The organism is Citrobacter sp. Cf125 (genome assembly GCF_030333935.1).
Classification (GTDB): Bacteria; Pseudomonadota; Gammaproteobacteria; order Enterobacterales; family Enterobacteriaceae; genus Citrobacter; species Citrobacter freundii.
This window is the reverse complement of sequence record NZ_JAOWEY010000025.1, coordinates 686,161-713,087: the sequence shown is the minus strand read 5'-3', so window position 1 is coordinate 713,087 and position 26,927 is coordinate 686,161. Positions and strand designations below refer to the sequence as shown.

The following is a 26,927-nucleotide window of genomic DNA, read 5'->3' as shown; positions in this document are numbered from 1 at the left end:
AAAAACCAGCATTTGTTAGAATAGCCGCATATTCTACCCGTTATCCTCCGACACGCCAAACCACTGATGATACCAACGAGGTAAAATCTGATCCCGCAAGCTGTGTATTCGCCAGTTTTTTTGGTAAAAATCCAGCGTAATCTGCCCCTGATGTGGTGTATCCAGCCATTGATAATTTTGTTTCCGATAACGTTGCTTCACTTTCCAGGATGGCAGACGCCAGGCGTTGTAACGGGATGAAGAGGCTAATGCGGCCTGCCCGTCAACTCGCTGAATGAGTGCCAATGATGATGAAGTATTGCTGCCATGATGCGGAACCTGCATCACCGTAGACTGCAGATGCTGCCAGTAGTGACTTAGCATTTTTTGTTCAGCGGGAGACTCAATATCGCCGGTCAGCAGAACACTCTGATACCCATCATCAACTTTAACCACGCAGGAGTGGTTATTCCCCTGCCCTGTACTTCCACGCACAGGCCAGTGCGCACTGAAGGTTAACCCTTGCCATTGCCAACGTTCTCCGCGAAAACACGGGAGGTGTCCTTTCCAGCCTAGCGGACTTCTTATCCATAGTGATGGCCAGGCTTGTTGTAAGGAGTGCAACCCTCCTCGGTGATCCATATGTTCATGACTTAAAATGACCCCTTCCGGCTCCAGATTATGCCAACGCAACCAGGGAATAATCAGCTGTTGCGCGCTATCACCTTCAGGCCATGCCAGACCGGTATCGTAAAGCAGCGCTTTTCCATTACGCACAATCACCATCGCCAGCCCCTGCCCGACATCCAGCATATGCACTTGCCACACATCTGTACGCGGTGCACGCCAAAGCGGCCCACTCAGCAAAAGTAGCGCAGAGAAACAGACCACCGGTAGCGTACGCAAGATATTTAGTCGCCATGCGATAATCATCATTCCGGGTAAAAATGCGAGCCATTGCCAGCGTGCATCAATCTTGATCCACCCTTCAGGCAGGCTCCTGAGCCCCCAAAATAGTAGCGCCAGAGAACGATCCGCTAAATACCACAGATTCGATTCAATCATCACCAGTCCGGCTAAATGCACGATCATGCCTGCTAATATCAAGGGTACGGAAACAAACGTGACCAAAGGGACGGCAAACAAATTAGCCGGAAACGAGGTCAGACTAAAACCGTGAAACAATGCGATTTGTACGGGAAGAAGCAGAAGCGTAATACCCAATTGCAGATGAGCCAGCGCCAGAAATTGACGACCAGCACGCGACAGCGGCCAGTCCGGGAGCGGTACCCATTGGTACCAGAACAGCAGTGCCGCAACGGCGGATGCAGACAACCATAGACTTTGCGAAAGAACGGCAACAGGATCCACCACCAGAATGGCTGCCAGACAGCAGATCCATACCGACCATCCGCTCCACTGCCTGCTGCTAAGTCTTAGCGCCCCCCAGACTAGCAGCGCAACAACCGTTCGTAATGCCGGGGGTTGCAGCCCCGTCAGCCAGGCATATAATGTGGCGCAGACAATCCCACCCACTAATGGAACCTGCCAACAAATCCATCTGGCGGGCAAAAAAAATTGTCCCGCGCGAATTATTCCGCCAGCCAGAAGTGCAGCAAACGCAATATGCAGCCCGGAGATAGCCATCAAATGAGCCGTGCCGGTATCACGCATAATCGTTTTCACCTCTTGTGACACGGACAAGCGCTCACCCATTCCCAGACCCAGTATGACCTGCTGCCAGGGATAGTCGGCGAGTACCGTTTTCAACGAGTCGAGAAATCGCGAACGCAAACTGCATTGTGGTGTGATAACCGAAGCCTGTAAGAATCGCCCCGTCAACGGTTGATGCTGCGCCAATGCGTAACGCTGGCTATCAAATCCGCCTTCGTTTAATTGACCGTGTACGGCGCGGACTTTCAACGTCATCGCCCATGTCTGACCCGCACAAACATCACCGGGTAAATACTGTCCGTACAAGACGATTCCTTGTGCAGGAAAGATTCGTTTCCCCTGAAGGTGAGTGATTTGGCCGTAGTGCGTTGTCATATTGTCAGTTCCGGTTATCCGCACAATTGCTTGCTGGGTTTTCGCAGGCAGCGTATTACCGGCCCACAGAGCCTCTTTCGCAGCCAGGATTCCCCAAAGAAAAAACAGCAGGGTTAGTCCGGCGGAACGTATATATTTGTGGGGGAGAAAACAGAGCAGACATGCCAGACAAAATACAATGCCGATACACAACATGCCTGGCAGCGTAGGTAATAGCATGAGTGGGAGAATGCCGAATAATGCACACGTACTCACCGTTGTTATTTTCATCAATAACCTCCCTGTTACAGGGAGTGTGCAGTACTCTTCGACGATTGTCTGGCATCAATTTATCGTTATACGACCTGAGTTCCGCAGACATTTAGTGGGGGTTGTAACGTACAAATTAACTGGGATGAGGATTCCAGGATAGGCGCACAGAAATGAAAAAAGCACCCATGTGGGTGCTTTTCTCGGCGTTAAGTCTCGCTAAAAACTTAACCGTAAATATTGGCGCGGTCGCGCAGTTCTTTACCTGGTTTAAAGTGCGGAACGTATTTCCCTTCCAGATCCACTTTATCGCCGGTCTTCGGATTACGTCCGGTGCGTGGTGCGCGGTAATGCAAAGAGAAGCTGCCGAAACCGCGGATTTCAATACGCTCGCCCTGCGCAAGAGTCGAGGCCATATGTTCCAGCATCTCTTTAACTGCATCTTCAACCGCTTTCGCGGGAATATGAGGTTGCTGGGTTGCAAGTCTTTCAATCAATTCTGACTTGGTCATGATTCCTCCGGTTCCTTAAAGGCATAATTAGCTGCTGCATTGATTAAGGGCGGCCGTAGCCGCCCTTTGTCATTGATTACAGGACGAATCCTGTAATCTGTCAAGCTACTCGTCATCCTTTGTGCCGTTAACAGCACAAAGGATTTAGAGCACTCGATATTACTCGCCTTTAGCTGCTTTGAAAGCTTCAGCCATTGCGTTGTTAGAGAAGTTAGCATCTTCCTGTTTGTTAACAGTTGCGATTGCATCTTTCTCATCAGCTTCGTCTTTAGCACGAACAGACAGGCTGATTGCACGGTTCTTACGATCAACGCCGGTGAATTTAGCTTCAACGTCGTCGCCTACGCTCAGAACCAGAGTTGCATCTTCAACGCGGTCACGTGAAGCTTCAGAAGCGCGCAGGTAACCTTCAACGCCGTCAGCCAGTTCTACGGTTGCGCCTTTAGCGTCAACTGCAGTGACTTTACCGTTTACGATTGCGCCTTTCTTGTTCAGTGCAACCCAGTTGTTGAACGGATCTTCTGCGAGCTGTTTAACGCCCAGAGAGATACGCTCACGCTCTGCGTCAACCTGCAGAACAACTGCTGCGATTTCGTCGCCTTTTTTGTATTCACGAACTGCTTCTTCGCCTGCAACGTTCCAGGAGATGTCAGACAGGTGAACCAGGCCGTCGATGCCGCCGTCCAGGCCGATGAAGATACCGAAGTCAGTGATAGACTTGATTTTACCTTCAACACGGTCGCCCTTGTTGTGGGTTTCCGCGAACTGCTGCCATGGGTTGTTTTTGCACTGCTTCAGACCCAGGGAGATACGACGACGTTCTTCGTCGATATCCAGAACCATAACTTCCACTACGTCGCCAACGTTAACAACTTTGGACGGGTGGATGTTTTTGTTGGTCCAATCCATTTCGGAAACGTGAACCAGGCCTTCAACGCCTTCTTCGATTTCAACGAAGCAGCCGTAGTCGGTCAGGTTGGTCACGCGACCAGTCAGTTTGGTACCTTCTGGATAACGCTTAGCGATAGCTACCCATGGATCTTCGCCCAGCTGTTTCAGGCCCAGAGATACACGAGTACGCTCGCGGTCGAACTTCAGCACTTTAACAGTGATTTCGTCGCCAACGTTTACGATTTCGCTCGGATGCTTAACGCGTTTCCATGCCATGTCGGTGATGTGCAGCAGGCCGTCAACGCCACCCAGATCAACGAATGCACCGTAGTCAGTGAGGTTCTTAACGATACCTTTAACTTCCATGCCTTCCTGCAGGTTTTCCAGCAGCTGATCGCGTTCTGCGCTGTTTTCGGATTCGATAACGGCACGACGGGAAACAACAACGTTGTTACGCTTCTGATCCAGCTTGATTACTTTGAATTCAAGCTCTTTGCCTTCCAGGTGCAGCGTGTCGCGGACCGGACGAACGTCTACCAGGGAACCCGGCAGGAACGCGCGAATACCATTCAGCTCAACAGTGAAGCCACCCTTGACTTTGCCATTGATAACACCAGTAACGGTTGCAGCTTCTTCGTAAGCTTTTTCCAGCGTGATCCAAGCTTCGTGACGTTTAGCTTTTTCACGGGACAGCAGGGTTTCACCGAAGCCGTCTTCTACTGCATCCAGAGCAACGTCAACTTCGTCACCAACCTGGATTTCCAGCTCGCCCTGGGCGTTTTTGAACTGCTCTGCCGGAATGGCGGACTCAGATTTCAGACCAGCGTCAACCAGTACTACGTCTTTGTCGATAGCAACAACAACACCACGAACGATGGAACCCGGACGGGTTTCGATTTCTTTTAAGGATTCTTCAAACAGTTGAGCAAAAGATTCAGTCATGTTTAATCTTCAGGTTTCATATTTAACGTCCACCTGGCTCCATGCCGGATGGGGTTGTTTAACATACCCGCTGTCAATCCATTGCAACGGGGGTACTGCAAATTCGGTCGCACTTAAGCGAGAGCCAGTTTTTGGCGCGCGTATTGTAACGCTTTTTCAATCACTTGCTCAATGCTTAATCGGGTTGAATCCAAAACTAAAGCATCAGCAGCAGGAACCAGCGGCGCTACAGCACGGTTACGATCGCGATAATCGCGTTCTTCGATCTCGGCCAAAAGGCGTTCAAAGTTAACACTAAAGCCCTTCTCCTGCAACTGTAGCATACGTCTATGCGCACGTTCTTGCGAGGAGGCGTCCAGAAAAATTTTCACCGGCGCATCCGGGAACACCACGGTCCCCATATCACGTCCATCAGCAATCAGACCTGGGGTTTCGCGAAATGCGCGTTGACGACGTAAAAGCGCTTCACGCACGCGAGGAAACGCCGCGACCTGAGAGGCGGCATTCGCCACTTCCTGGGTACGGATTTCACCGCTGACATCCTCACCTTCAAGAATGACTTCAAGGTTGCCGTCTGTTGAGATAAAACGCACATCCAGGTGTGAGGCAAGCGGTACCAGAGCATCTTCAGAAGTGACATCAACATGGTGATGTAACGCTGCGAGCGCCAGTACGCGGTAGATCGCGCCTGAATCTAACAGATGCCACTGCAATGCTTCCGCCATTGCCTTGCACAAGGTGCCTTTTCCTGCACCGCTTGGGCCATCAATGGTAATAACCGGGGCAATTGCCGTCATCTTTTTCTCCTTAAACGGGCGTACATTAACGTGAACGCCGCGCATTATACGCGCCAACGCTAATGATCGTTATCTTTGTGTGAAAAATGCAGAATCATTGAAGCTGAGTGTAGAATAAATAGGCAATCGGAGATGTCAGAATGTGCCGCACCCGAAAGTGCGGCAATGAAATCAGGCAGGAGTACTAATACGCGCCAGCTGTTCGAAATAATCCGGGAAAGTTTTGGCGGTACATTTTGGATCAAGAATGGTCACAGGCGTGTTAGACAGCGCCACCAGCGAGAAACACATCGCCATGCGGTGATCGTTATAGGTCGCGATGTCCGCAAATTGCAATGTTGCAGGCGGGGTGATGCGGATAAAGTCATGCCCCTCTTCCACTTCCGCGCCCACTTTGCGTAACTCCGTCGCCATCGCGAACAGACGATCGGTCTCTTTGACGCGCCAGTTGTAGATATTACGTAATGTTGTGGTGCCTTTCGCAAACAGCGCCGCCGTTGCAATGGTCATCGCCGCATCAGGAATATGGTTCATATCCATATCCACTGCGTTCAACTCGCCGCGAGTACAGGCAATAAAATCGTCGCCCCATGTAATGGTAGCACCCATTTTTTCCAGTACATCGGCAAAACGAATATCACCCTGCATGCTGTTACGGCCAATCCCGGTAACTTTTACCGTACCGCCTTTAATGGCACCCGCCGCGAGGAAATAGGAAGCGGAAGAAGCATCGCCTTCAACCAGGTATGCACCCGGTGACTGGTACTGCTGCTGCCCCTTCACGACAAAGCGCTGGTAGTTTTGATTTTCAATTTCAACACCAAACGTTTTCATCAGGTTCAGTGTGATATCAATGTAAGGTTTGGATACCAGGTCACCTTTAATTGCAATCGTCGTATCCTGCGGCGCAAGCGGCGCAGTCATCAGCAGCGCAGTGAGGAACTGGCTGGAAACGCTACCGTCTACCTCAACCTGGCCACCGGTAAAGCCACCGCGCAGACGTAAAGGTGGATAGTTTTCCTGCTCCAGATAGTCAATTTTGGCTCCGCCCTGGCGCAGCGCATCAACCAGATGACCAATCGGGCGCTCTTTCATGCGCGGTTCGCCCGTCAGCACGATGTCATTGCTGCCCAGACATAGCGCTGCGGCCAGCGGGCGCATTGCGGTTCCGGCATTACCAAGGAACAGTTCCACTGAGCCTTGCGCATGTAATGCACCACCATTGCCAATAATCTCGCAGCGGGTACGATCAGCAGAAAGGGTATAGCTAATCCCTAACACATTCAGAGCATTAAGCATATGGCGAACATCATCGCTGTCCAGCAGGTTGGTCAGGACAGTGGTGCCATTGGATAATGCGGCCAGCAGCAAAGCGCGGTTAGAAACACTTTTGGATCCAGGCAGATTGATTGTGCCATCCACCCGCGCAATGGGTTGTAACGTCAGGGATTCCATGAAACTCGACTCTCAAAAACAGACATAAAAACCCCACAGACGGGCTGTGGGGATGAAAAGTACAGCAGATTAGCCGCGACGGCGTTCAAAATCGACCATGAAATCGGTCAGTGCTTTTACACCTTCAAGCGGCATTGCATTGTAGATGGACGCACGCATACCGCCGACCACACGATGCCCTTTCAGCGCGTGCAGGCCCGCAGCAAAAGACTCTTCCAGGAACAGTTTATCCAGTGCGCTGTCAGCCAGCTGGAACGGTACGTTCATGCGTGAACGGTTGGATTTCGCCACATCGTTACGGTAGAAATCGCTGTTATCAATTACGCCGTACAGCAGTTCCGCTTTTTGCTGGTTAATCTTATCCATTGCATTAACACCGCCCTGCTTTTTCAGCCATTTAAAGACCAGGCCAGACAGATACCAGGCAAAGGTTGGCGGCGTATTGAACATGGAATCGTTGTCATTCAGCACGGTATAGTCGAGGATTGACGGGCATGATACATGAGCTTTACCCAGCAAATCTTCACGGACGATGACAATCGTCAGGCCGGCCGGGCCGATGTTTTTCTGTGCACCGGCATAAATTACGCCATAACGGCTAACGTCAAGCGGTGCGGAAAGAATGGTAGAGGACAGATCCGCCGTGACCACAACGTTGCTGGCAAAATTCGGCGTTTCATCGATCGCAATGCCATCGATAGTTTCGTTCGGACAATAGTGCAGGTACGCCGCGTTATCAGAAAGCTGCCATTCACTCATCGGCTTAACAGCACGCAGGCCGTCCACGGTGACTTTGGCATCAATAACGTTTGGTGTGCAGTATTTTTTCGCTTCTTTAATTGCACTGGCGGCCCAATAACCGGCATCGACGTAATCCGCGGTGGTTTTATCCCCCAGAATATTTAACGGGATACCCGCGAACTGCCCACGACCACCGCCATGGCAGAACAACACTTTATAGTTGGAGGGGATGCTAAGAAGATCACGAAAATCCTGCTCCGCTTCCTCGGCGACCTGGATGAATTCTTTGCCACGGTGGCTAATTTCCATCACCGACGTGCCAAGACCGTTCCAGTCGCGAAGATCCTGTTGAGCCAGTTTAAGTACTTCTGCCGGTAGCATTGCCGGACCTGAACTAAAATTAAAGACCTGAGCCATTTCCCCTCACCACGTTGTGTTGTTGTCCAATCAACATCCTGTCATTGACGATAATCCGGTGACAGACATTGGTATAAGTTATTCCTGTGGATATCGGTTTTATCATTCAGTGACACGCGCCGCAATGGGTAAAACTGACCAGGGTAAAAATGTGTCATTGGTCACACAACAGAATCTATCGGATTGACGGGTAAAAACCGAGATTTTTGCTGTCAGGTAACCCGTTTTGCCCGACTGGCCTTCGACCATTCTGGATTTGCACAGCGTGGACATAATTGATGATCTCCGGCGTTCATTTGCACCACTTCGCTACAACGTATACAGGCATAGTCTCCTGCTTCAGGCATTACTTTAAATCGTTGCGTACAGTGCTTAGGTAAAATACTGAGCCCCGGCTTTACGTCTTCATCGGCAAAGAAGTAGACGCTGATTTGTCCATTCGTCTCCAGAATAGCCAGTTTTACCTGTCCCAATTGCTCCACGCCGTTCAAACGCAGTTCCATAAAGAATTCAAATTCCGTCATATTGGCACTATTGAGCTTTGACCATGCCAGCTCGCCGTCTTCAATGATCACGACGGGTTTGCCCTCCAGCAGGTCCTCCATTTTTTCACTATGCGCCATCAGCCACATCACCAACCGATACAGCACAGCAAGAGTAATAAAAACCACCAGCACTGGCAGCATCGGGACATCGTCATAGAATGCCACGTCTCCCGCTGCAGAACCCAGCGTAAGGATGATCAGCACTTCAAAAAGCGACATCTGGCGTACGCCGCGACGTCCGGTGATTTTTAAAAACAGAAAAACCAATATAAAGGTGTAGAGGCTGCGTAACGCAACTTCCCCCAGAAAATCCATGGGCACCTTATCAAGCGCCATACGGTGCAAATCGAAAGCTTTCATTAATATGCTCTAAACGTGGTTGGTTGTAAGAAAGCATAGCCAATGCTTTTATTTACGCCTGAGCTCCGGCGGCGATAGCGCCGTTCATTGAAAACCCGTATCATTGCGCGCTTTCCGTACGACAAAAGTGATTTTCATGACGCAAACATTTATCCCCGGCAAAGATGCCGCTCTGGAAGACTCCATCGCTCGCTTCCAGCAAAAATTGCTCGACCTCGGTTTTCAAATTGAAGAAGCCTCGTGGTTGAATCCCGTCCCTAACGTCTGGTCTGTACATATTCGCGACAAAGAATGCGCGCTGTGCTTCACCAACGGTAAAGGCGCGACGAAAAAAGCGGCGTTGGCTTCCGCGCTGGGCGAATATTTTGAGCGTCTGTCGACTAACTATTTCTTTGCGGATTTCTGGTTGGGCGAAACTATCGCCAATGGCCCGTTCGTGCATTATCCGAACGAAAAATGGTTCCCGCTGACAGAAGAAGACGATGTACCAGAAGGTTTACTGGATGCACGTCTGCGAGCGTTTTACGATCCAGATAACGAACTGACTGGCAGCATGCTTATCGATCTGCAGTCTGGTAATGAAGAACGTGGCGTCTGCGGCCTGCCGTTTACCCGTCAGTCGGATAACCAGACTGTCTATATTCCGATGAATATTATCGGCAACCTGTATGTTTCTAACGGCATGTCCGCGGGTAACACGCCTAACGAAGCGCGCGTTCAGGGCCTGTCTGAAGTCTTTGAGCGTCATGTGAAGAACCGCATTATTGCGGAAAGCATCAGCCTGCCGGAAATCCCGGCCGAAGTCATGGCGCGCTATCCGGCAGTGGTGGAGTCCATCGCCACACTGGAAGCTGAAGGTTTCCCAATTTTTGCCTATGATGGCTCGCTGGGCGGTAAGTATCCGGTGATTTGTGTTGTCCTGTTCAACCCGACCAACGGTACCTGCTTCGCTTCCTTCGGCGCACACCCGGATTTCGGCGTGGCGCTGGAGCGTACCGTCACTGAACTGCTGCAGGGTCGTGGTCTGAAGGATCTTGATGTCTTCACCCCACCGACCTTCGACGATGAGGAAGTGGCAGAACATACCAACCTTGAAACTCACTTCATCGATTCCAGCGGTTTGATCTCATGGGATCTGTTCAAGCAGGATGCCGACTATCCGTTCGTTGACTGGAATTTCTCTGGCACCACGGAAGAAGAGTTCGCCACTCTGATGGCCATCTTCAATGCTGAAGATAAAGAAGTGTATATCGCTGACTATGAGCACCTGAGCGTTTACGCGTGCCGCATTATTGTGCCGGGAATGTCTGACATCTATCCGGCAGAAGATCTGTGGTTAGCTAACAACGCTATGGGCGCCCATCTGCGTGACACCATTCTCTCTCTGCCGGGCAGCGAATGGGATAAAGAAGACTATCTCAATCTGATCGAACAACTGGATGAAGAAGGCTTTGACGACTTCACCCGCGTACGCGAGCTACTCGGTCTGGCGACCGGTGCAGATAACGGTTGGTACACCCTGCGTATTGGCGAGCTTAAAGTGATGCTGGCGCTGGCCGGTGGCGATCTGGAGCAGGCGCTGGTGTGGACAGAATGGACGATGGAATTTAACGCCTCCGTCTTTAGCGCGGAACGTGCAAACTACTATCGCTGCCTGCAAACATTGTTGCTGCTGTCTCAGGAAGAGGACCGTCAGCCGCTGCAATATCTGAACGCATTTGTCCGCATGTACGGCGCAGAGGCGGTTGAAGCGGCAAGTGCGGCATTGAGTGGCGAAGCGCCATTCTACGGGTTGCAAACCGTTGATAACGATCTGCAAGCTTTCCCGGCGCATCAGTCTCTGCTGAAAGCCTATGAAAAACTGCAGCGCGCGAAAGCGGCACATTGGTCAAAATAATGACAGTCAGCCTGCGCTAAGTAGGCTAAAAGTATTGTCTGGGATATATTACGGGGCGCTTTAAGCGCCCTGTTTTTTTATTTTGGTCAAATCGGAAAATAAATGTAAAAACAAGGTTAAATATTAGTAGTTGATATTAAAAAAATTAGCATATTAATGTGGTTTTTTATCTCAATTACTCCATTTTAATTAACCGTCTGACAGGAGACAAAAAGAAAAAATTCAACTCACTTTATAATTTTTAAAATTTATTTTTATATGGATAATCAACAAGTTACTCCGTAATCGCATAAAAACCATGCGTCTTGCGGGCCTATAAGCCAGGCGAGATATGATCTATATCAAATTCTCATCTATAATGCTTTGTTAGTATCTCGTCGCCGACTTAATAAAGAGAGAGTTAGTGTGAAAGCTGACAACCCTTTTGATCTTATTCTACCTGCTGCAATGGCCAAAGTTGCCGAAGAAGCAGGCGTCTATAAAGCAACGAAACATCCGCTTAAGACGTTCTATCTGGCAATTACTGCCGGTGTATTCATTTCAATTGCCTTTGTTTTCTATATCACCGCCACAACCGGTACCGGAACTATGCCTTTCGGCATGGCAAAATTAGTAGGTGGTATCTGCTTTTCCCTGGGGCTGATTCTTTGTGTTGTCTGCGGCGCAGACCTCTTCACCTCGACCGTATTGATTGTCGTAGCAAAAGCCAGTGGTCGTATTACCTGGGGCCAATTGGCTAAAAACTGGCTTAACGTTTATGTCGGTAACCTGGTGGGTTGCTTGCTCTTCGTGCTATTGATGTGGCTTTCCGGCGAATACATGACCGCCAACGGCGCGTGGGGGCTCAACGTCCTACAAACAGCCGACCACAAAGTGCACCATACTTTTGTTGAGGCGGTAAGTCTTGGCATCCTGGCTAACCTGATGGTGTGTCTGGCCGTATGGATGAGCTACTCGGGCCGCAGCCTGATGGACAAAGCGTTTATCATGGTATTACCGGTCGCAATGTTTGTTGCCAGCGGTTTTGAGCACAGTATCGCAAACATGTTTATGATCCCTATGGGTATTGTAATACGCGATTTCGCCACCCCGGAATTCTGGACCGCAGTTGGGTCTTCTCCGGAGAATTTTTCTCACCTGACCGTGATGAATTTCATCACCGATAACCTGATTCCGGTTACGATCGGTAACATTATCGGCGGCGGTTTGTTGGTCGGGTTGACATACTGGGTCATTTATCTGCGTGGTAACGATCATCATTAATCTGATGATGCCCATTACACGCAGTAAATAAAAAATCCACTTAAGAAGGTAGGTGTTACATGTCCGAGCTTAATGAAAAGTTAGCCACAGCCTGGGAAGGTTTTACCAAAGGTGACTGGCAGAATGAAGTAAACGTACGTGACTTCATTCAGAAAAACTACACTCCATATGAGGGTGACGAGTCCTTCCTGGCTGGCGCAACTGATGCGACCACTGCACTGTGGGACAGCGTGATGGAAGGCGTTAAACAGGAAAACCGCACTCACGCGCCTGTTGACTTTGACACCTCCGTTGCTTCTACCATCACTTCTCACGACGCTGGCTACATCAACAAAGCGCTCGAGAAGATTGTTGGTCTGCAGACTGAAGCTCCGCTGAAACGTGCGATCATTCCGTTTGGCGGCATCAAAATGGTTGAAGGTTCCTGCAAAGCGTACAATCGCGAACTGGACCCGATGCTGAAAAAAATCTTCACCGAATACCGCAAAACCCACAACCAGGGCGTATTCGATGTTTACACCAAAGACATTCTGAACTGCCGTAAATCCGGTGTTCTGACTGGTCTGCCAGATGCGTATGGCCGTGGCCGTATCATCGGTGACTACCGTCGCGTTGCGCTGTACGGTATCGACTACCTGATGAAAGACAAATACGCTCAGTTCGTCTCTCTGCAGTCCGATCTGGAAAACGGCGTAAACCTGGAAGCAACTATCCGTCTGCGTGAAGAAATTGCTGAACAGCACCGCGCTCTGGGTCAGATCAAAGAAATGGCTGCTAAATATGGCTGCGATATCTCTGGTCCGGCTACCAATGCTCAGGAAGCTATCCAGTGGACTTACTTCGGCTACCTGGCCGCTGTTAAATCTCAGAACGGTGCAGCAATGTCCTTCGGTCGCGTATCCACCTTCCTGGATGCTTACATCGAACGTGACCTGAAAGCAGGCAAAATCACCGAGCAAGACGCACAGGAAATGATCGACCACCTGGTCATGAAACTGCGTATGGTTCGCTTCCTGCGTACTCCTGAATATGATGAACTGTTCTCCGGTGACCCGATTTGGGCAACTGAATCAATCGGTGGTATGGGCGTTGATGGCCGTACTCTGGTTACCAAAAACAGCTTCCGCTTCCTGAACACCCTGTACACCATGGGTCCTTCTCCGGAGCCGAACATCACCGTTCTGTGGTCTGAAAAACTGCCTCTGAACTTCAAGAAATTCGCCGCTAAAGTGTCCATCGACACCTCTTCTCTGCAGTACGAGAACGATGACCTGATGCGTCCGGACTTCAACAACGACGACTACGCTATCGCTTGCTGCGTAAGCCCGATGGTTGTTGGTAAACAAATGCAGTTCTTCGGTGCGCGTGCAAACCTGGCGAAAACCATGCTGTACGCAATCAACGGTGGCGTTGATGAAAAACTGAAAATGCAGGTTGGTCCTAAATCTGAACCGATCAAAGGCGACGTTCTGAACTTCGACGAAGTTATGGACCGCATGGATCACTTCATGGATTGGCTGGCTAAACAGTACGTCACTGCACTGAACGTTATTCACTACATGCACGACAAGTACAGCTACGAAGCCTCTCTGATGGCGCTGCACGACCGTGACGTTATCCGCACCATGGCGTGTGGTATCGCTGGTCTGTCCGTTGCTGCTGACTCCCTGTCTGCAATCAAATATGCGAAAGTTAAACCGATTCGTGACGAAGACGGTCTGGCTATCGACTTCGAAATCGAAGGCGAATACCCGCAGTTTGGTAACAACGACTCTCGCGTTGATGACATGGCGGTTGACCTGGTAGAACGTTTCATGAAGAAAATTCAGAAACTGACTACTTATCGTAACGCTATCCCGACTCAGTCTGTTCTGACCATCACCTCTAACGTGGTTTATGGTAAGAAAACTGGTAACACCCCAGATGGTCGTCGTGCTGGCGCGCCGTTCGGACCGGGTGCTAACCCAATGCACGGCCGTGACCAGAAAGGTGCTGTTGCCTCTCTGACCTCCGTTGCTAAACTGCCGTTTGCTTACGCTAAAGATGGTATCTCTTACACCTTCTCTATCGTTCCGAACGCTCTGGGTAAAGACGACGAAGTTCGTAAGACCAACCTGGCGGGTCTGATGGATGGTTACTTCCACCACGAAGCGTCCATCGAAGGTGGTCAGCACCTGAACGTGAACGTCATGAACCGTGAAATGCTGCTGGATGCGATGGAACATCCGGAAAAATATCCGCAGCTGACCATCCGCGTTTCTGGCTACGCAGTACGTTTTAACTCCCTGACTAAAGAACAGCAGCAGGACGTTATCACTCGTACCTTCACTCAGACCATGTAATTGGTTTTGACTGAAATCGTACTTTAAAAAGCGTACAATAAAGGCTCCACGTAAGTGGGGCCTTTTTAATAGCCTGCTTTGTCAGCCATCTATACTTATGGATAGCAGCCAAAACAGACTCGACACAGTTAATAACTGTGCACTAACACTGGCCCCGGATGGGCCACACCTGGAGAAACACCGCAATGTCAGTTATTGGTCGCATTCACTCCTTTGAATCCTGTGGCACTGTTGATGGCCCGGGCATCCGTTTTATTACCTTCTTTCAGGGCTGCCTGATGCGCTGCCTGTATTGCCATAACCGCGATACGTGGGATACGCACGGCGGTAAAGAAGTTACCGTTGACGAATTAATGAAAGAGGTGGTGACCTACCGCCACTTTATGAACGCCTCCGGAGGCGGCGTGACAGCGTCTGGCGGCGAAGCTATCTTGCAAGCTGAATTCGTACGTGACTGGTTCCGGGCCTGTAAAAAAGAAGGTATTCATACTTGTCTGGATACTAACGGTTTTGTTCGTCGCTACGATCCGGTGATCGATGAGCTGCTGGAAGTCACCGACCTGGTCATGCTCGATCTCAAACAAATGAACGATGAAATCCATCAGAATCTGGTGGGTGTGTCTAACCATCGTACACTCGAGTTCGCGCGTTACCTGTCCAACAAAGACATCAAAGTGTGGATCCGCTATGTTGTCGTACCTGGCTGGTCTGACGATGACGACTCCGCACACCGCCTTGGCGAATTTACCCGCGATATGGGCAACGTTGAAAAAATCGAGCTGCTGCCTTACCACGAGCTGGGCAAACACAAATGGGTGGCAATGGGCGAAGAGTACAAACTGGATGGCGTCAAACCGCCGAAGAAAGAGACCATGGAGCGCGTGAAGGGTATTCTCGAGCAATATGGACATAAAGTGATGTATTGAGTTTTATGGTGGGTAACAGATACGTTACCCACCTGACCCTGCCTTAACGCCCTCTTCTCGCCAGTAACGGGAAAATCAATCCCAGTCCAACCAGCACAAATGGCGTCACAATATTCAGCGTGAGCTGGAATGTCCACTCAGGGGTGAAGGCTTCCATTTTCGGGAAAATCCCGGTCAGACAGGCAAATGCGGTAAAGGCAAAGCACCAGATCCCCACGGTCATCGCGAGCGATCGGTTGCGAATAAAGACATATTCTGATTTATATTTTTGCGCCAGACGAATAACGGCAATGAATGCCACAAACACCCATAAATAACGCAATGGCATCACGACAGAGTTAAGATTCAATAGCCATTTATACAGATTGTTCATGTCGCCAATTCCCAGTGTTGGCAACATAATTAGAATCGCCACCAACACCAGCGTCAGAATATAACCATTTACCGGCGTACCGGAAGCGTTGGTTTTACACAGGCTCTCGGGAATATATTTACGATCAGCATCACCCAGCAGAACTTTAAGCGGTGCATCAATAGAAAATACCAATGCCGCAATCTGTCCCAGCGTATTGGCAATCGCGTAAATAACCATCAGCGAATTACCCATACCATAATACTCACCCAGTTTCTGGAAGGCGTAATATTGACCATTCGTCATCAGGTCATCTGGAATATGCCGGGAGTCAAACATCATTCCCATAGCCAGCGACCCGAGAATCGCACATACCGCCACCATAACAGCCAGAACGAGCATCCCTTTCGGAAATTCTTTGCCCGGATTACGTGTCTGATTAACGTATGGCGAAATTTTCTCCGCGCCGCCCACGGCAAAGACCAGCATGGAGATCGTGGTAATGTAGGTAAAATCAATGTGCGGGATAAACGATTCCCAGGTGATATTAGTTGTCGCTATCTGCACATCCGTAATTGCAGGCGCAGTTACCGCCATCACGACATACAAAATGGACATCACAAACATCGCGATGCCTGCAACTGACCCAACAATTTTCAGCGACTTCATGCCACGGGACGCAACCCACATGAAAAAGACAAACAGCGCCAGTGTCAGCCCCTGCAACGCCACGACGGTGTACTCTTTAATCAACGAACCATCGCCCTTCAGCGCCCATCCCAGCGCAATCAGAATAGCCTGCGGTTTTTGCGCCAGATAAGGAATATGCACAACCCAATAGGTCCATGCAGCAAGATAAGCCAGCCCTGGCCCCATGGTATGTTTAATCCAGGTACTGACGCCGCCTTTACCCTCTTTAAAAGTTGAGCCAAGCTGCCCGACGATCAACGCATAAGGTATAAAATAGAGCGCGAAAATAAAGATCCAAGAGGAGACAACAACTAATCCCTGATTGGCATAGTTGTTAACGACGTTGCCAAAACCCCAAACGGTAATAAAAGACATCAATGCAATGTTGTACCATCGCAATTGTTTTTCCTGCACACCAGCCATACGCAATCCTTCGTGGAAGCTTTATGATTATAAATAAATGAGGCGTGGGATTATGCGCGGTAAAATGAGCGAGCGGAAACGGCAGGATGTAAAACTATAACCTTCTGCACACTTTATTTTCAGGAAAGAAGTGTGTGATTAAATAATGCAGGTTCCCATAAAGCATACATAAACAGTATGTATGGGAACCTGTTCATATGCTGTTAAATCAGGTCAAATGTGCGCAATAGAATTGGGTGTATGGCCCGTTTTACGCAACAGCATCAGTAAATAAATAAACGATACGCTGGCGATCATGATAAACAGCAAGCTATCTGAATAATTCTGCATCAGCATCGCTGTAAATGAAGGACCCAGCAGACTGCCCACGGTATAGCTCAATAACAATGCCTGATTCATGGCGACCAGCTGATGATGCTCCACCTTTTCACAGGCCCAAGCCATCGCGACCGGGTAGAGGGTAAAGCCTGCCGCACCCAACATAAACAACGCGGGCGCCATCGCCGCCTGATTCAGCATGGCGATACTCCCGACGATCACCACGAAGACCTGGACGCGTAAAACCAACAGACGTCCCAGCTTGTCCGCCAGACGGCCAATCGGCCATTGCCCCAGAATACCTGCACTTACCAGGACCGCCATCCAGAAACCAATGCTGGCGTTACTCACCCCCTGATGATTGAGATACAGCGGCATCAGGCCATACAAAGACCCCAGCACAATCCCGGAAATAATACAGCCATTCACGCCCAGACGCGCCTGGCGGAGTTTCAGCATGGAAACAATAGGCGTAGACTGCTGCTCATCACCCTGCTGATTGGCAATGCGCGTAAACAGCAGTGGCAAAACACCCGCCAGGATAGTACCCGTCACCCACGGCAGGACATTCATCAATTCCGTGGATACTTTACTCACCAGCAGTTGGCCTAAAAACGTCCCCACGTAATAGATCATCATATAGGCGGCAAGCAAACGTCCGCGATTACGCGAAGTCCCGCTGCACATCAGCGCGCTTTCCACCACCACCCAAATCATGGCGCAGCCAACACCAGCGATAAAACGCCAGGTCATCCAGCTCCAGAATCCCACCATAATCCCCAGCCCGACACAGCCCGCGGCAAAAATAAGCGAGGCGATATAATAGCTGCGGTTAAAACCAAGGTGTTTTATTAAATACCCTGTCAACAACGTCCCTACCAGATTACCGGTAAAGTAGGACGAGCTCACCACGCCTACCTGCCAGGTGGGCAGATTTTCATGGGCGAGCCAAAGCGGGACGAGCGTGTTTAACACGGCGATCGCCAGGGTCAACAGAAGTAGCCCGCACAGCAATAGCATGACGGGACGGGTATAGGTGGACATGAATAAAAACCGTGAGGAAGTTCAAATTTCATGCGCATCATGCCACTGCTAAAAACATTGTCAATCGGCGTAATCAGAGGGCTGAGGCGCTTTCTGGTCGATCGATTTGCATTACTGATTCTTAATGTGAATAGATAAAAAATACAAAATCACATCTGCTTGTTTTTATTGATCTAAAACAAAAATCTCGCGTTACGTTCAGTCGAAAAATTTCATGGATTACCCTTACTTTTATTTCTTACTAAACTCAATGCGGGATGCTGAGCTGCATTGTCTTCAAAATAGAACAGTGAGTTCTTATTTAGGCATCTACTCCAGATATCGTTCTTTTCGTAGACTTAAACTCATCAAATTTCCCCCACTGAGCTGAACAGGAGAAATATCATGACTAAACCTTACGTAAGACTTGATAAAGATAATGCGGCAGTACTGCTGGTCGACCATCAGGCAGGCCTGCTCTCTCTGGTTCGGGATATCGATCCCGATAAATTTAAAAACAACGTGCTAGCCCTGGGTGACTTAGCAAAATACTTCAACCTCCCAACCATTCTGACAACCAGTTTTGAGACAGGACCAAACGGGCCGCTGGTACCGGAACTGAAAGCGCAATTTCCCGATGCGCCCTATATTGCTCGCCCAGGAAACATTAACGCATGGGATAACGAAGATTTCGTGAAGGCAGTGAAAGCGACCGGCAAAAAGCAGCTGATTATCGCCGGTGTCGTGACGGAAGTTTGCGTCGCCTTCCCTGCGCTCTCAGCTATTGAAGAAGGCTTTGACGTCTTTGTGGTAACCGATGCTTCAGGCACATTTAATGAAATTACCCGTCATTCAGCTTGGGATCGGATGTCTCAAGCAGGCGCTCAGTTGATGACATGGTTCGGAGTAGCGTGCGAGCTGCACCGCGACTGGCGCAACGATATCGAAGGTCTGGCAACGCTGTTCTCGAATCACATTCCGGACTACCGCAATCTGATGACCAGCTACGACACGTTAACTAAGCAGAAGTAAAACCAGGGCGAAAGCCCTGGCCTGACATATTGCCTGATGACGCGCAGCTTTAAGGCCTACAGATCTGTAGGCCTGATAAGACGCAAACCGCCATCCGGCATAGTTTGGATTAACTCGCCACCGCCATACCGACTGTCATATGCAGCCCGTAGAACACGCCACGACCAATCAGCTCGCCGACTAACAGCAAAATAAACGCCACGGAAAGCAGCGGAACAGCAGGCTGGTAGCCCTTCACTTGCGGTACAATCCAGCAGCACAACGCTAATGCCAGCGCCACAATCCGCCACGCCATCAGCGAGCCGTAATCCGGAACCAGCGCAGACGCCTGTTGAACAGAACTGTGGATCGTCGCCAGTTCAGCCCCCTGCATGACAGACATAATGGCGCTTACGACCAGAGCAAGCACTGAAATTGCCGGCAGCAGGCGCATCGCCCAACCATCCACGCCAGCAATTCTCAGTAACAGATACCCCAGCAGCGGACCGCCCATAAACATCGTCAGGAAGAAGCCCAGCGGAGTCCAGACGCTGTACCAGGTCGGCACAGTATCAATGGTGTTATAAACGCGTACCATCATCCAGACAAAAACCACACCCAGCACCATGGTGATAACTAACCACAGATTGCGTAATGCGGGCGACATTTTTTTCAACGTGGCCAGCAGCCAGCCGATACCACCAACGGCAAAGAAGATTGAACCGCTGGCAATTTCGTTACTCAACGCCGAAGACCCAACGCGATTGAGCGAGTTAAAGGCGCGCATCGGCGAGCCCAGGTGGAGCATAGAAGCAATGAAGCCAATGCCCATTAATACCCACAGCCCAAACATGCAGGCAATCACGCGCTGCTGCGATTCTGGACGTAAGTCACCTTTCATCAACGCCAGCGCCAGAACGATAAAGCCACCAACCACACACTGTCCGAAGACCGTGAAGATCATCAGCGGCCATTCATGCCATCCACTTCCCATCTTACACCTCCTTCGGATTGGCCAGATAACCTGTGGTATCCCCGGCCGGGCGGCTATTGGCGTTAGGTTTGATGACAATACTCGGTTTGGTAAAGTGCGCGCCCGGTAGTGGTGCAACCGCAGCCAAAGCACCGTGTTTTTTGCGCAGTTCATCAATTGGGCCAAAATCCAGCGCACGCAGTGGGCAGGACTCGACGCAGATAGGTTTCTTACCTTCAGCGACGCGCTCATGGCAGCCATCGCATTTAGTCATATGCCCTTTTTCAGCATTGTACTGCGGCGCGCCGTAAGGACAGGCCATGTGGCAATACCGACAGCCAATGCACACGTCCTCATCGACAACGACAAAGCCATCTTCACGTTTGTGCATGGCGCCACTCGGACACACCTTGGTACAGGCTGGGTCTTCGCAGTGGTTACACGCAATGGAGAGGTAATAGGCAAAGACGTTCTGATGCCAGACGCCGTTATCCTCCTGCCAGTCACCGCCCGCGTATTCATAAATGCGGCGGAAGCTGACTTCCGGGGTTAAATTTTTGAAGTCTTTGCAGGCCAGTTCGCAGGTTTTGCAACCGGTGCAACGGCTGGAATCAATAAAAAATCCATACTGGGTTGTCATCGGTTACTCCTTACACCTTTTCAACCTGAACAAGGTTCGTGTGTGATGGGTTCCCCTTCGCGAGAGGAGACGGACGCTGGGTCGTCAGGACGTTAATACAACCGCCCTGGTCCACGCGTTTTGCGTCCGGGTCATACCACGCCCCTTCGCCTAGTGCCACCACGCCAGGCATCATACGCGGCGTTACTTTAGCCTCGATGTGCACTTCACCACGATCGTTAAAGATGCGCACCTTGTCGCCGTTGTTAATGCCGCGTCTCTGCGCATCCATCGGGTTGATCCACATTTCCTGACGGCAGGATGCTTTCAGAACATCCACGTTGCCATAGGTCGAGTGGACACGAGACTTGTAATGGAAACCGGTCAGTTGCAGAGGGAATTTCTCCACCAGCGGATCGTTTATGCTTTCAAATCCTGGGGTATAAATCGGCAGTGGATCAATCACATCACCTTCCGGCAGTTCCCAGGTCGCCGCGATCTCGGCAAGTTGCTGCGAATAAATTTCGATCTTACCTGACGGAGTAGTCAGCGGATTGGCGTCAGGATCCTCACGGAACGCCTTGTACGCCACGTGATGCCCTTGTGGGTCGCGCTGTTTAAAGATCCCCTGCTTGCGGAATTCTTCAAACGTTGGCAGTTCAGGAATCGCTTTGCGCGACTGCTCGTACAGATGACGCATCCACTCTTCCTGAGTGCGACCTTCTGTAAACTGCTGCTCAACGCCAAGGCGTTGAGCAAGCTCGCTGGTCATCTGGTAGATAGTCTTGCATTCGAAGCGTGGTTTGATCGCCTGATCGGTGAAAATCACATACGACATATTCCCGCAGGAGGCATCCAGTGCGAAGTCCATCTGCTCCGAAGCGGTACAGTCCGGCAGCAAAATATCCGCGTATTTCGCCGAGGAGGTCATATGGCAGTCGATGACAACGATCATCTCGCACTTCTTATCATCCTGTAGGATTTCGTGTGTGCGGTTGATGTCGGAGTGCTGGTTAATCAGGCAGTTACCCGCATAGTTCCAGATCATCTTAATCGGAACATCGAGCTTATCTTTACCACGAACACCGTCACGCAGCGCCGTCATCTCCGGACCTCGCTCAATGGCGTCCGTCCACATAAACATCGAGATACTGGTTTCTACAGGGTTTTCCAGCGTAGGCATACGTTCAAACGGCAAACTGTATGAGCCCTCACGCGCCCCGCTGTTGCCGCCGTTAATCCCAACGTTACCGGTCAGAATAGCCAGCATAGAAATGGCGCGGGTCGCTATTTCACCATTAGCATGACGCTGCGGTCCCCACCCCTGGCTGATGTATGCCGGTTTAGCGCTACCGATTTCACGTGCCAGTTTGACGATTCGTTCAGCAGGAATCCCGGTAATTTGCGCTGCCCATTCCGGGGTCTTGGCAATACCGTCTTTGCCCTGCCCAAGAATATACGCCTTATAGTGACCGTTTTTCGGTGCATCTGCCGGTAAGGTTTTCTCGTCGTAACCTACGCAATATTTGTCAAGGAACAGTTGATCAACCATGTTTTCGGTGATCAGAACATACGCCAGCCCATTTACCAGCGCGGCATCCGTACCAGGACGGATGGGGATCCACTCATCTTCACGACCCGCACCAGTATCCGTGTAGCGAGGATCGATAATGATCATGCGGGCATTGGATTTCTGTCGCGCCTGTTCAAGGTAATAGGTTACCCCACCCCCGCTCATACGGGTTTCACCTGGGTTATTCCCGAACAGAACCACCAGCTTGCTGTTTTCAATGTCTGACGGGCTGTTACCGTCTGCCCAGCCGCCGTAGGTGTAGTTCAACCCGGCAGCGATTTGCGCTGAAGAGTAGTCACCGTAGTGGTTCAGGTAGCCACCACAGCAGTTCATCAGACGTGCTACCAGCGTTTTGCCCGGTGGCCAGGAGCGTGTCAGGGTGCCGCCCAGCGTACCTGTGCCGTAGTTCAGGTAGATAGACTCGTTGCCGTAGTCTTTGATAAGACGCTGCATATTGCTGGCAATGATATCGTAGGCTTCATCCCAGCTGATACGCTCAAATTTACCTTCGCCACGCTTGCCGACGCGTTTCATCGGGTATTTCAGACGATCGGGATTATAGACGCGACGACGCATGGAGCGACCTCGCAGACAGGCGCGTACCTGATGCAAACCGTCGTAGTTGTCATCACCGGTGTTGTCGGTTTCAACATACTTTATTTCACCATCTACCACGTGCATACGCAGAGGACAGCGGCTACCACAGTTCACCGTACACGCGCTCCAGATGACTTTCTCACTGGCCTGTGTTGGATTAAGGGCTTCTGCAGCATTTGCAATACGGGTAAATGGCAGGGTAAACGCGCTACTGGCCACCGCCAGTCCGCCTATCGCCGTCGTTTTCACCAAACCTCGGCGACTAACCTCAGCTGCCAGCATGGCATCGGGGATCTTAGTTTTCATAGTGGCTCACTCTGCTGCTCACAATAAACAAAAGGCAAATATCCGTTGTATAGATTTTTATATAACGTTACTATCGATATAAAGACTGGTAGATACTGAATTTGCGAAAAGACAGAGATAAATACTGACTTTCATTTGAAGGCAGTATTACTCCTATGGAGGTAGATGTTATTGTCCAGCGTCAAACAGGCATAAAAAAAGCGCCCGGAGGCGCTTTTTTAGCAGGGAAAGGTAGCTTAGCCGATGAATTCCAGGCCATTCATGTATGGACGCAACACTTCCGGAACCTGAATGCGGCCATCAGCCTGCTGATAGTTTTCCATTACCGCAACCAGCGTACGTCCTACCGCCAGACCAGAACCATTCAGCGTATGTACTAAACGGGTCTTTTTGTCGGATTTACTGCGGCAACGCGCCTGCATACGACGAGCCTGGAAATCCCACACGTTGGAGCAAGAGGAGATTTCGCGATAGGTGTTCTGCGCCGGGATCCACACTTCCAGATCGTAGGTTTTGCATGCGCCGAAGCCCATGTCGCCAGTGCACAGGATGATCTTGCGATACGGCAGACCCAACAGTTGCAGGACCTTCTCAGCATGACCGGTCATCTCTTCCAGCGCGTCCATAGAGTCTTCCGGGCGAACGATCTGCACCATCTCAACTTTATCGAACTGGTGCATACGGATCAGACCACGGGTATCACGACCGTAAGAACCTGCTTCAGAACGGAAGCACGGCGTATGCGCAGTCATTTTGATCGGCAGCGCATCTTCGTCGATGATTTCGTCACGTACCAGATTGGTCAGCGGCACTTCTGCCGTTGGGATCAGCGCATAGTTGCTGCTGTCAGCTTCTTCATCCAGCGGACGGGTGTGGAACAGATCGCCAGCAAATTTCGGCAGTTGGCCTGTTCCGTACAGCGTGTCATGGTTAACCAGATACGGAACGTAGTTTTCGCTGTAACCATGCTGTTCGGTATGCAGATCCAGCATGAACTGAGACAGCGCACGGTGCATGCGCGCGATCTGGCCTTTCATAACAACGAAACGAGAGCCAGTCAGCTTAACCGCTGCGGCGAAATCAAGACCCGTGTGCATTTCACCCAGAGTAACGTGATCGCGCACTTCGAAATCAAACTCACGTGGTGTACCCCAGCGGCTGACTTCGACGTTGTCATTTTCATCTTTACCCACCGGAACTTCGTCCGCTGGAAGGTTAGGAATGGTCAGCGCAATATCGCGGATCTCGGCCTGTAAGGTATCAAGTTCAGCTTTCGCGGCATCCAGCTCTTCGCCCAGTTTGTTCACTTCCAGACGTAAAGACTCGATATCTTCCCCGCGCGCTTTTGCCTGGCCGATGGATTTCGATCGAGAGTTACGCTCTGCCTGCAGGTTTTCAGTTTGTACCTGCAGAACTTTACGACGCTCTTCAAGAGCGCGCAGCTTATCTACATCCAGCTTAAAGCCCCGGCTTGCCAGTTTTTCTGCGACTGCGTCTGGCTCATTACGCAGCAGATTGGGATCGAGCATGCTTATCCTGTGCTTATCGAATTAAAATAGGAGAAAGTGACCACAGCCTGCGGTCACAGGGATACAGAGACAACATTACCGCAACGATAACACTAACGGTAGCGTTTTATAGGGCTATTTTGATCCTGTCCGGCGAGCCAGGCGAGCTTTTCGCCAATCTTGCCTTCAAGACCTCTGTTTGTGGGGTGATAATAGCGCGTTTGTGCCATTTCCTGCGGGAAGTACTCTTCTCCGGCGGCATAGGCATTTGGTTCATCATGGGCGTAACGATACTCCTGACCGTAGCCCATCTCCTTCATCAGCTTCGTCGGCGCATTGCGCAGGTGAACCGGCACGTCGTAATCCGGACGTTCACGTGCATCAGCCAGCGCGGCTTTGAAGGCGGTGTAAACTGCATTACTTTTCGGCGCGCAGGCCAGATAAACAATCGCCTGAGCAATCGCACGTTCACCTTCCGCTGGTCCCACGCGGGTAAAGCAGTCCCATGCGGAAATTGCCACCTGCATGGCGCGTGGATCGGCATTGCCCACATCTTCAGAGGCAATTGCCAGACAGCGACGAGCAACATACAGCGGGTCACCGCCTGCACTAATGATGCGCGCATACCAATAAAGCGCTGCATCCGGTGCACTGCCGCGAACCGATTTATGTAATGCGGAGATGAGATCGTAAAAGCGATCGCCTTTATTATCGAAGCGTGCGCTACGCTCACCGGCAATTTCAGTGAGCAATTCTGGTTTCAATACGCGCTTGCCAGAATCATCAACTTCGGCCATATCGGCCATCATTTCCAGCGTATTCAGCGCCCGGCGCGCATCACCATTAACCAGTTCGGCAATAGCCCGACGCGTCTCTGGCGGCAGTACGATATCCTGGCCGCCGTAACCCCGCGCTTTGTCTGACATCGCCTGGTCCAGCACCTGTTCAATGTCGTCGGTGGTTAACGATTTCAGTAAATAAACACGCGCCCGCGACAGCAGCGCTGAGTTCAGTTCAAACGAGGGATTTTCAGTGGTGGCGCCAATAAACGTGATGGTACCGTCTTCAATATGCGGTAAAAACGCATCCTGCTGGCTTTTATTAAAACGGTGAACTTCGTCGACAAACAGGATCGTACGCCGACCAGCGTTACGGTTCTGACGCGCACGCTCAATCGCTTCACGAATCTCTTTTACACCAGACGTAACCGCCGAAATGCGTTCGACATCGGCGTTAGCGTAACGGGCAATGACTTCGGCAAGGGTGGTTTTCCCCGTCCCCGGTGGCCCCCATAAAATCATGGAGTGCAGGTGCCCGGCCTCGATAGCGCGCGGCAAGGGTTTACCCGCAGCCAACAAATGCTGCTGGCCGATATACTGCGCTAAATTTTCTGGCCGCATACGCGCGGCCAGTGGCTGAAAGGTATTATCAGAAAAGTCGAGCGACAGATTGCTCACTCACACGCCTCTACTTACGTTGATCGTCAACCGTTACACCTTGCGGCGGGGTAAAGGTGAATTTGGAAGGTTCAATCGCACCATTCTGCTGAGATTTCAGCTGATAGCTGCTGCGCTGATCGTCTTGCTCAACGGCGCTAAACTGATGGATCGTCCCGTCACGCCCAACATTGATCGTAAACTGCTTCAGGTTACCGCTGCTGGTTTTTGGCGTCAGCACGAAATCATCGCCGTTTTGCTTAATGTTGTACTGCTGCCAGTCACTGGCCTGGTTACGCGCGATCAGCATGAACGGCGTATTGCCCGTGGCGTCTTTCAGCCAGGTCGCGGTCGCCTGTTCAACAAACGGGTTAAAGAACCACAGCGTTTTCCCATCGGAAACCAGGATGCTCTCATCAGGCTGGGTCATATGCCAGTTAAACAGATTAGGACGTTTAACCCATAAATCACCCTGACCTTCCTGCACCGCTGCGCCGCTGCCGTCCGTGACCTTCTGAGTAAAGCTGGCATGGAAGCTACTGACTTTATCCAGACGGCTTTTCAGGTCGCTGGCAGCGTCAGCCCAGACACTGCTCACCACAAAGCTCGACAGTAATGCACAGGTGATTGCGATTCTTTTCATCGTTATTCCTCAAAATACGTCACTCCCAACGGGGAGATCCCTCTGCTATCCATTTCAGGCCAAAAATCAGCATGAGGAAAGTAGAAAATA

General features: G+C 50.7%; 20 protein-coding genes. 5 read left to right on the top strand and 15 right to left on the bottom strand.

Annotated features, from left to right (window positions below):
• Positions 1–33: 33 nt before the first annotated feature.
• From OGV89_RS20035 to OGV89_RS20005, 7 genes are all read right to left on the bottom strand, one after another.
• Positions 34–2,298: a ComEC family protein gene (locus OGV89_RS20035; protein ID WP_199998422.1), complete on the bottom strand. Its 2,265-nt coding sequence runs from the start codon at positions 2,296–2,298 to the stop codon at positions 34–36.
• Positions 2,299–2,504: 206 nt separating this feature from the next.
• Entirely contained in the window at positions 2,505–2,789 is a 285-nt protein-coding gene (gene ihfB / locus OGV89_RS20030; RefSeq protein ID WP_003035780.1) for an integration host factor subunit beta, read from the bottom strand.
• A gap of 159 nt (positions 2,790–2,948) precedes the next feature.
• Positions 2,949–4,622, bottom strand: a complete 1,674-nt coding sequence (gene rpsA / locus OGV89_RS20025; protein ID WP_003035776.1) for a 30S ribosomal protein S1 — start codon at positions 4,620–4,622, stop codon at positions 2,949–2,951.
• Between the two features lie 113 nt (positions 4,623–4,735).
• Positions 4,736–5,419, bottom strand: coding sequence for a (d)CMP kinase (cmk, locus tag OGV89_RS20020; protein WP_003035772.1), 684 nt, complete (start codon positions 5,417–5,419; stop codon positions 4,736–4,738).
• Positions 5,420–5,590: 171 nt separating this feature from the next.
• Entirely contained in the window at positions 5,591–6,874 is a 1,284-nt protein-coding gene (gene aroA, locus OGV89_RS20015; RefSeq protein ID WP_003847004.1) for a 3-phosphoshikimate 1-carboxyvinyltransferase, read from the bottom strand.
• A 69-nt stretch (positions 6,875–6,943) separates the two neighbouring features.
• Positions 6,944–8,032 carry a 3-phosphoserine/phosphohydroxythreonine transaminase gene (gene serC, locus OGV89_RS20010; protein WP_003847007.1) on the bottom strand — a complete coding sequence of 363 codons (1,089 nt, stop codon included), beginning with the start codon at positions 8,030–8,032 and terminating at the stop codon, positions 6,944–6,946.
• A gap of 212 nt (positions 8,033–8,244) precedes the next feature.
• Positions 8,245–8,937 (bottom strand): DUF421 domain-containing protein, encoded by a 693-nt coding sequence (locus OGV89_RS20005; protein WP_003847009.1) that lies wholly within the window; start codon positions 8,935–8,937, stop codon positions 8,245–8,247.
• Between the two features lie 136 nt (positions 8,938–9,073).
• Here OGV89_RS20005 and ycaO point away from each other — a divergent pair, with 136 nt between their 5' ends.
• From ycaO to pflA, 4 genes are all read left to right on the top strand, one after another.
• Complete coding sequence (gene ycaO / locus OGV89_RS20000) at positions 9,074–10,834, top strand: 30S ribosomal protein S12 methylthiotransferase accessory factor YcaO (RefSeq protein WP_016149860.1); 1,761 nt, start codon at positions 9,074–9,076, stop codon at positions 10,832–10,834.
• 405 nt (positions 10,835–11,239) lie between these two features.
• Positions 11,240–12,097 carry a formate transporter FocA gene (gene focA / locus OGV89_RS19995; protein ID WP_003035756.1) on the top strand — a complete coding sequence of 286 codons (858 nt, stop codon included), beginning with the start codon at positions 11,240–11,242 and terminating at the stop codon, positions 12,095–12,097.
• A gap of 59 nt (positions 12,098–12,156) precedes the next feature.
• Entirely contained in the window at positions 12,157–14,439 is a 2,283-nt protein-coding gene (gene pflB, locus OGV89_RS19990; protein ID WP_003035753.1) for a formate C-acetyltransferase, read from the top strand.
• 185 nt (positions 14,440–14,624) lie between these two features.
• Positions 14,625–15,365 (top strand): pyruvate formate lyase 1-activating protein, encoded by a 741-nt coding sequence (gene pflA, locus OGV89_RS19985; protein ID WP_003035751.1) that lies wholly within the window; start codon positions 14,625–14,627, stop codon positions 15,363–15,365.
• Between the two features lie 43 nt (positions 15,366–15,408).
• Here pflA and OGV89_RS19980 read toward each other — a convergent pair whose 3' ends face one another.
• Positions 15,409–16,830 (bottom strand): amino acid permease, encoded by a 1,422-nt coding sequence (locus OGV89_RS19980; protein ID WP_003035749.1) that lies wholly within the window; start codon positions 16,828–16,830, stop codon positions 15,409–15,411.
• Between the two features lie 213 nt (positions 16,831–17,043).
• A complete protein-coding gene (locus OGV89_RS19975) occupies positions 17,044–18,192 on the bottom strand; it encodes an MFS transporter (protein ID WP_003836902.1) in 1,149 nt (382 codons plus the stop codon).
• A gap of 384 nt (positions 18,193–18,576) precedes the next feature.
• On the opposite strand from OGV89_RS19975, the gene ycaC reads away from it, so the two are divergent.
• Positions 18,577–19,203, top strand: a complete 627-nt coding sequence (gene ycaC, locus OGV89_RS19970) for an isochorismate family cysteine hydrolase YcaC (protein ID WP_003035746.1) — start codon at positions 18,577–18,579, stop codon at positions 19,201–19,203.
• 109 nt (positions 19,204–19,312) lie between these two features.
• On the opposite strand, the gene OGV89_RS19965 is transcribed toward ycaC, so the two are convergent.
• The 6 genes from OGV89_RS19965 to lolA all read right to left on the bottom strand — a co-directional run bounded on the left by OGV89_RS19965 (position 19,313) and on the right by lolA (position 26,837).
• Positions 19,313–20,176, bottom strand: coding sequence for a dimethyl sulfoxide reductase anchor subunit family protein (locus OGV89_RS19965; protein ID WP_003847014.1), 864 nt, complete (start codon positions 20,174–20,176; stop codon positions 19,313–19,315).
• Position 20,177: 1 nt separating this feature from the next.
• Positions 20,178–20,795 (bottom strand): DMSO/selenate family reductase complex B subunit, encoded by a 618-nt coding sequence (locus tag OGV89_RS19960; RefSeq protein ID WP_003847015.1) that lies wholly within the window; start codon positions 20,793–20,795, stop codon positions 20,178–20,180.
• Positions 20,796–20,805: 10 nt separating this feature from the next.
• Entirely contained in the window at positions 20,806–23,250 is a 2,445-nt protein-coding gene (dmsA, locus tag OGV89_RS19955) for a dimethylsulfoxide reductase subunit A (protein ID WP_003847016.1), read from the bottom strand.
• A gap of 236 nt (positions 23,251–23,486) precedes the next feature.
• Positions 23,487–24,779: a serine--tRNA ligase gene (serS, locus tag OGV89_RS19950; protein WP_003836908.1), complete on the bottom strand. Its 1,293-nt coding sequence runs from the start codon at positions 24,777–24,779 to the stop codon at positions 23,487–23,489.
• Positions 24,780–24,871: 92 nt separating this feature from the next.
• Positions 24,872–26,215 carry a replication-associated recombination protein RarA gene (rarA, locus tag OGV89_RS19945; RefSeq protein ID WP_003836910.1) on the bottom strand — a complete coding sequence of 448 codons (1,344 nt, stop codon included), beginning with the start codon at positions 26,213–26,215 and terminating at the stop codon, positions 24,872–24,874.
• 10 nt (positions 26,216–26,225) lie between these two features.
• Positions 26,226–26,837, bottom strand: coding sequence for an outer membrane lipoprotein periplasmic chaperone LolA (lolA, locus tag OGV89_RS19940; RefSeq protein WP_003831898.1), 612 nt, complete (start codon positions 26,835–26,837; stop codon positions 26,226–26,228).
• Between the last annotated feature and the right edge of the window lie 90 nt (positions 26,838–26,927).

Bases quoted from the DNA above. Each gene is read 5' to 3' on its own strand.
- lolA (WP_003831898.1), bottom strand. From the start codon at position 26,837: ATGAAAAGAATCGCAATCACCTGTGCATTACTGTCGAGCTTTGTGGTG.
- ycaO (WP_016149860.1), top strand. From the start codon at position 9,074: ATGACGCAAACATTTATCCCCGGCAAAGATGCCGCTCTGGAAGACTCC.
- dmsA (WP_003847016.1), bottom strand. From the start codon at position 23,250: ATGAAAACTAAGATCCCCGATGCCATGCTGGCAGCTGAGGTTAGTCGC.
- pflB (WP_003035753.1), top strand. From the start codon at position 12,157: ATGTCCGAGCTTAATGAAAAGTTAGCCACAGCCTGGGAAGGTTTTACC.
- OGV89_RS20005 (WP_003847009.1), bottom strand. From the start codon at position 8,937: ATGAAAGCTTTCGATTTGCACCGTATGGCGCTTGATAAGGTGCCCATG.
- cmk (WP_003035772.1), bottom strand. From the start codon at position 5,419: ATGACGGCAATTGCCCCGGTTATTACCATTGATGGCCCAAGCGGTGCA.
- pflA (WP_003035751.1), top strand. From the start codon at position 14,625: ATGTCAGTTATTGGTCGCATTCACTCCTTTGAATCCTGTGGCACTGTT.
- serC (WP_003847007.1), bottom strand. From the start codon at position 8,032: ATGGCTCAGGTCTTTAATTTTAGTTCAGGTCCGGCAATGCTACCGGCA.
- serS (WP_003836908.1), bottom strand. From the start codon at position 24,779: ATGCTCGATCCCAATCTGCTGCGTAATGAGCCAGACGCAGTCGCAGAA.
- OGV89_RS19975 (WP_003836902.1), bottom strand. From the start codon at position 18,192: ATGTCCACCTATACCCGTCCCGTCATGCTATTGCTGTGCGGGCTACTT.
- OGV89_RS19980 (WP_003035749.1), bottom strand. From the start codon at position 16,830: ATGGCTGGTGTGCAGGAAAAACAATTGCGATGGTACAACATTGCATTG.
- rpsA (WP_003035776.1), bottom strand. From the start codon at position 4,622: ATGACTGAATCTTTTGCTCAACTGTTTGAAGAATCCTTAAAAGAAATC.
- OGV89_RS19960 (WP_003847015.1), bottom strand. From the start codon at position 20,795: ATGACAACCCAGTATGGATTTTTTATTGATTCCAGCCGTTGCACCGGT.
- ycaC (WP_003035746.1), top strand. From the start codon at position 18,577: ATGACTAAACCTTACGTAAGACTTGATAAAGATAATGCGGCAGTACTG.
- OGV89_RS19965 (WP_003847014.1), bottom strand. From the start codon at position 20,176: ATGGGAAGTGGATGGCATGAATGGCCGCTGATGATCTTCACGGTCTTC.
- aroA (WP_003847004.1), bottom strand. From the start codon at position 6,874: ATGGAATCCCTGACGTTACAACCCATTGCGCGGGTGGATGGCACAATC.
- OGV89_RS20035 (WP_199998422.1), bottom strand. From the start codon at position 2,298: ATGAAAATAACAACGGTGAGTACGTGTGCATTATTCGGCATTCTCCCA.
- ihfB (WP_003035780.1), bottom strand. From the start codon at position 2,789: ATGACCAAGTCAGAATTGATTGAAAGACTTGCAACCCAGCAACCTCAT.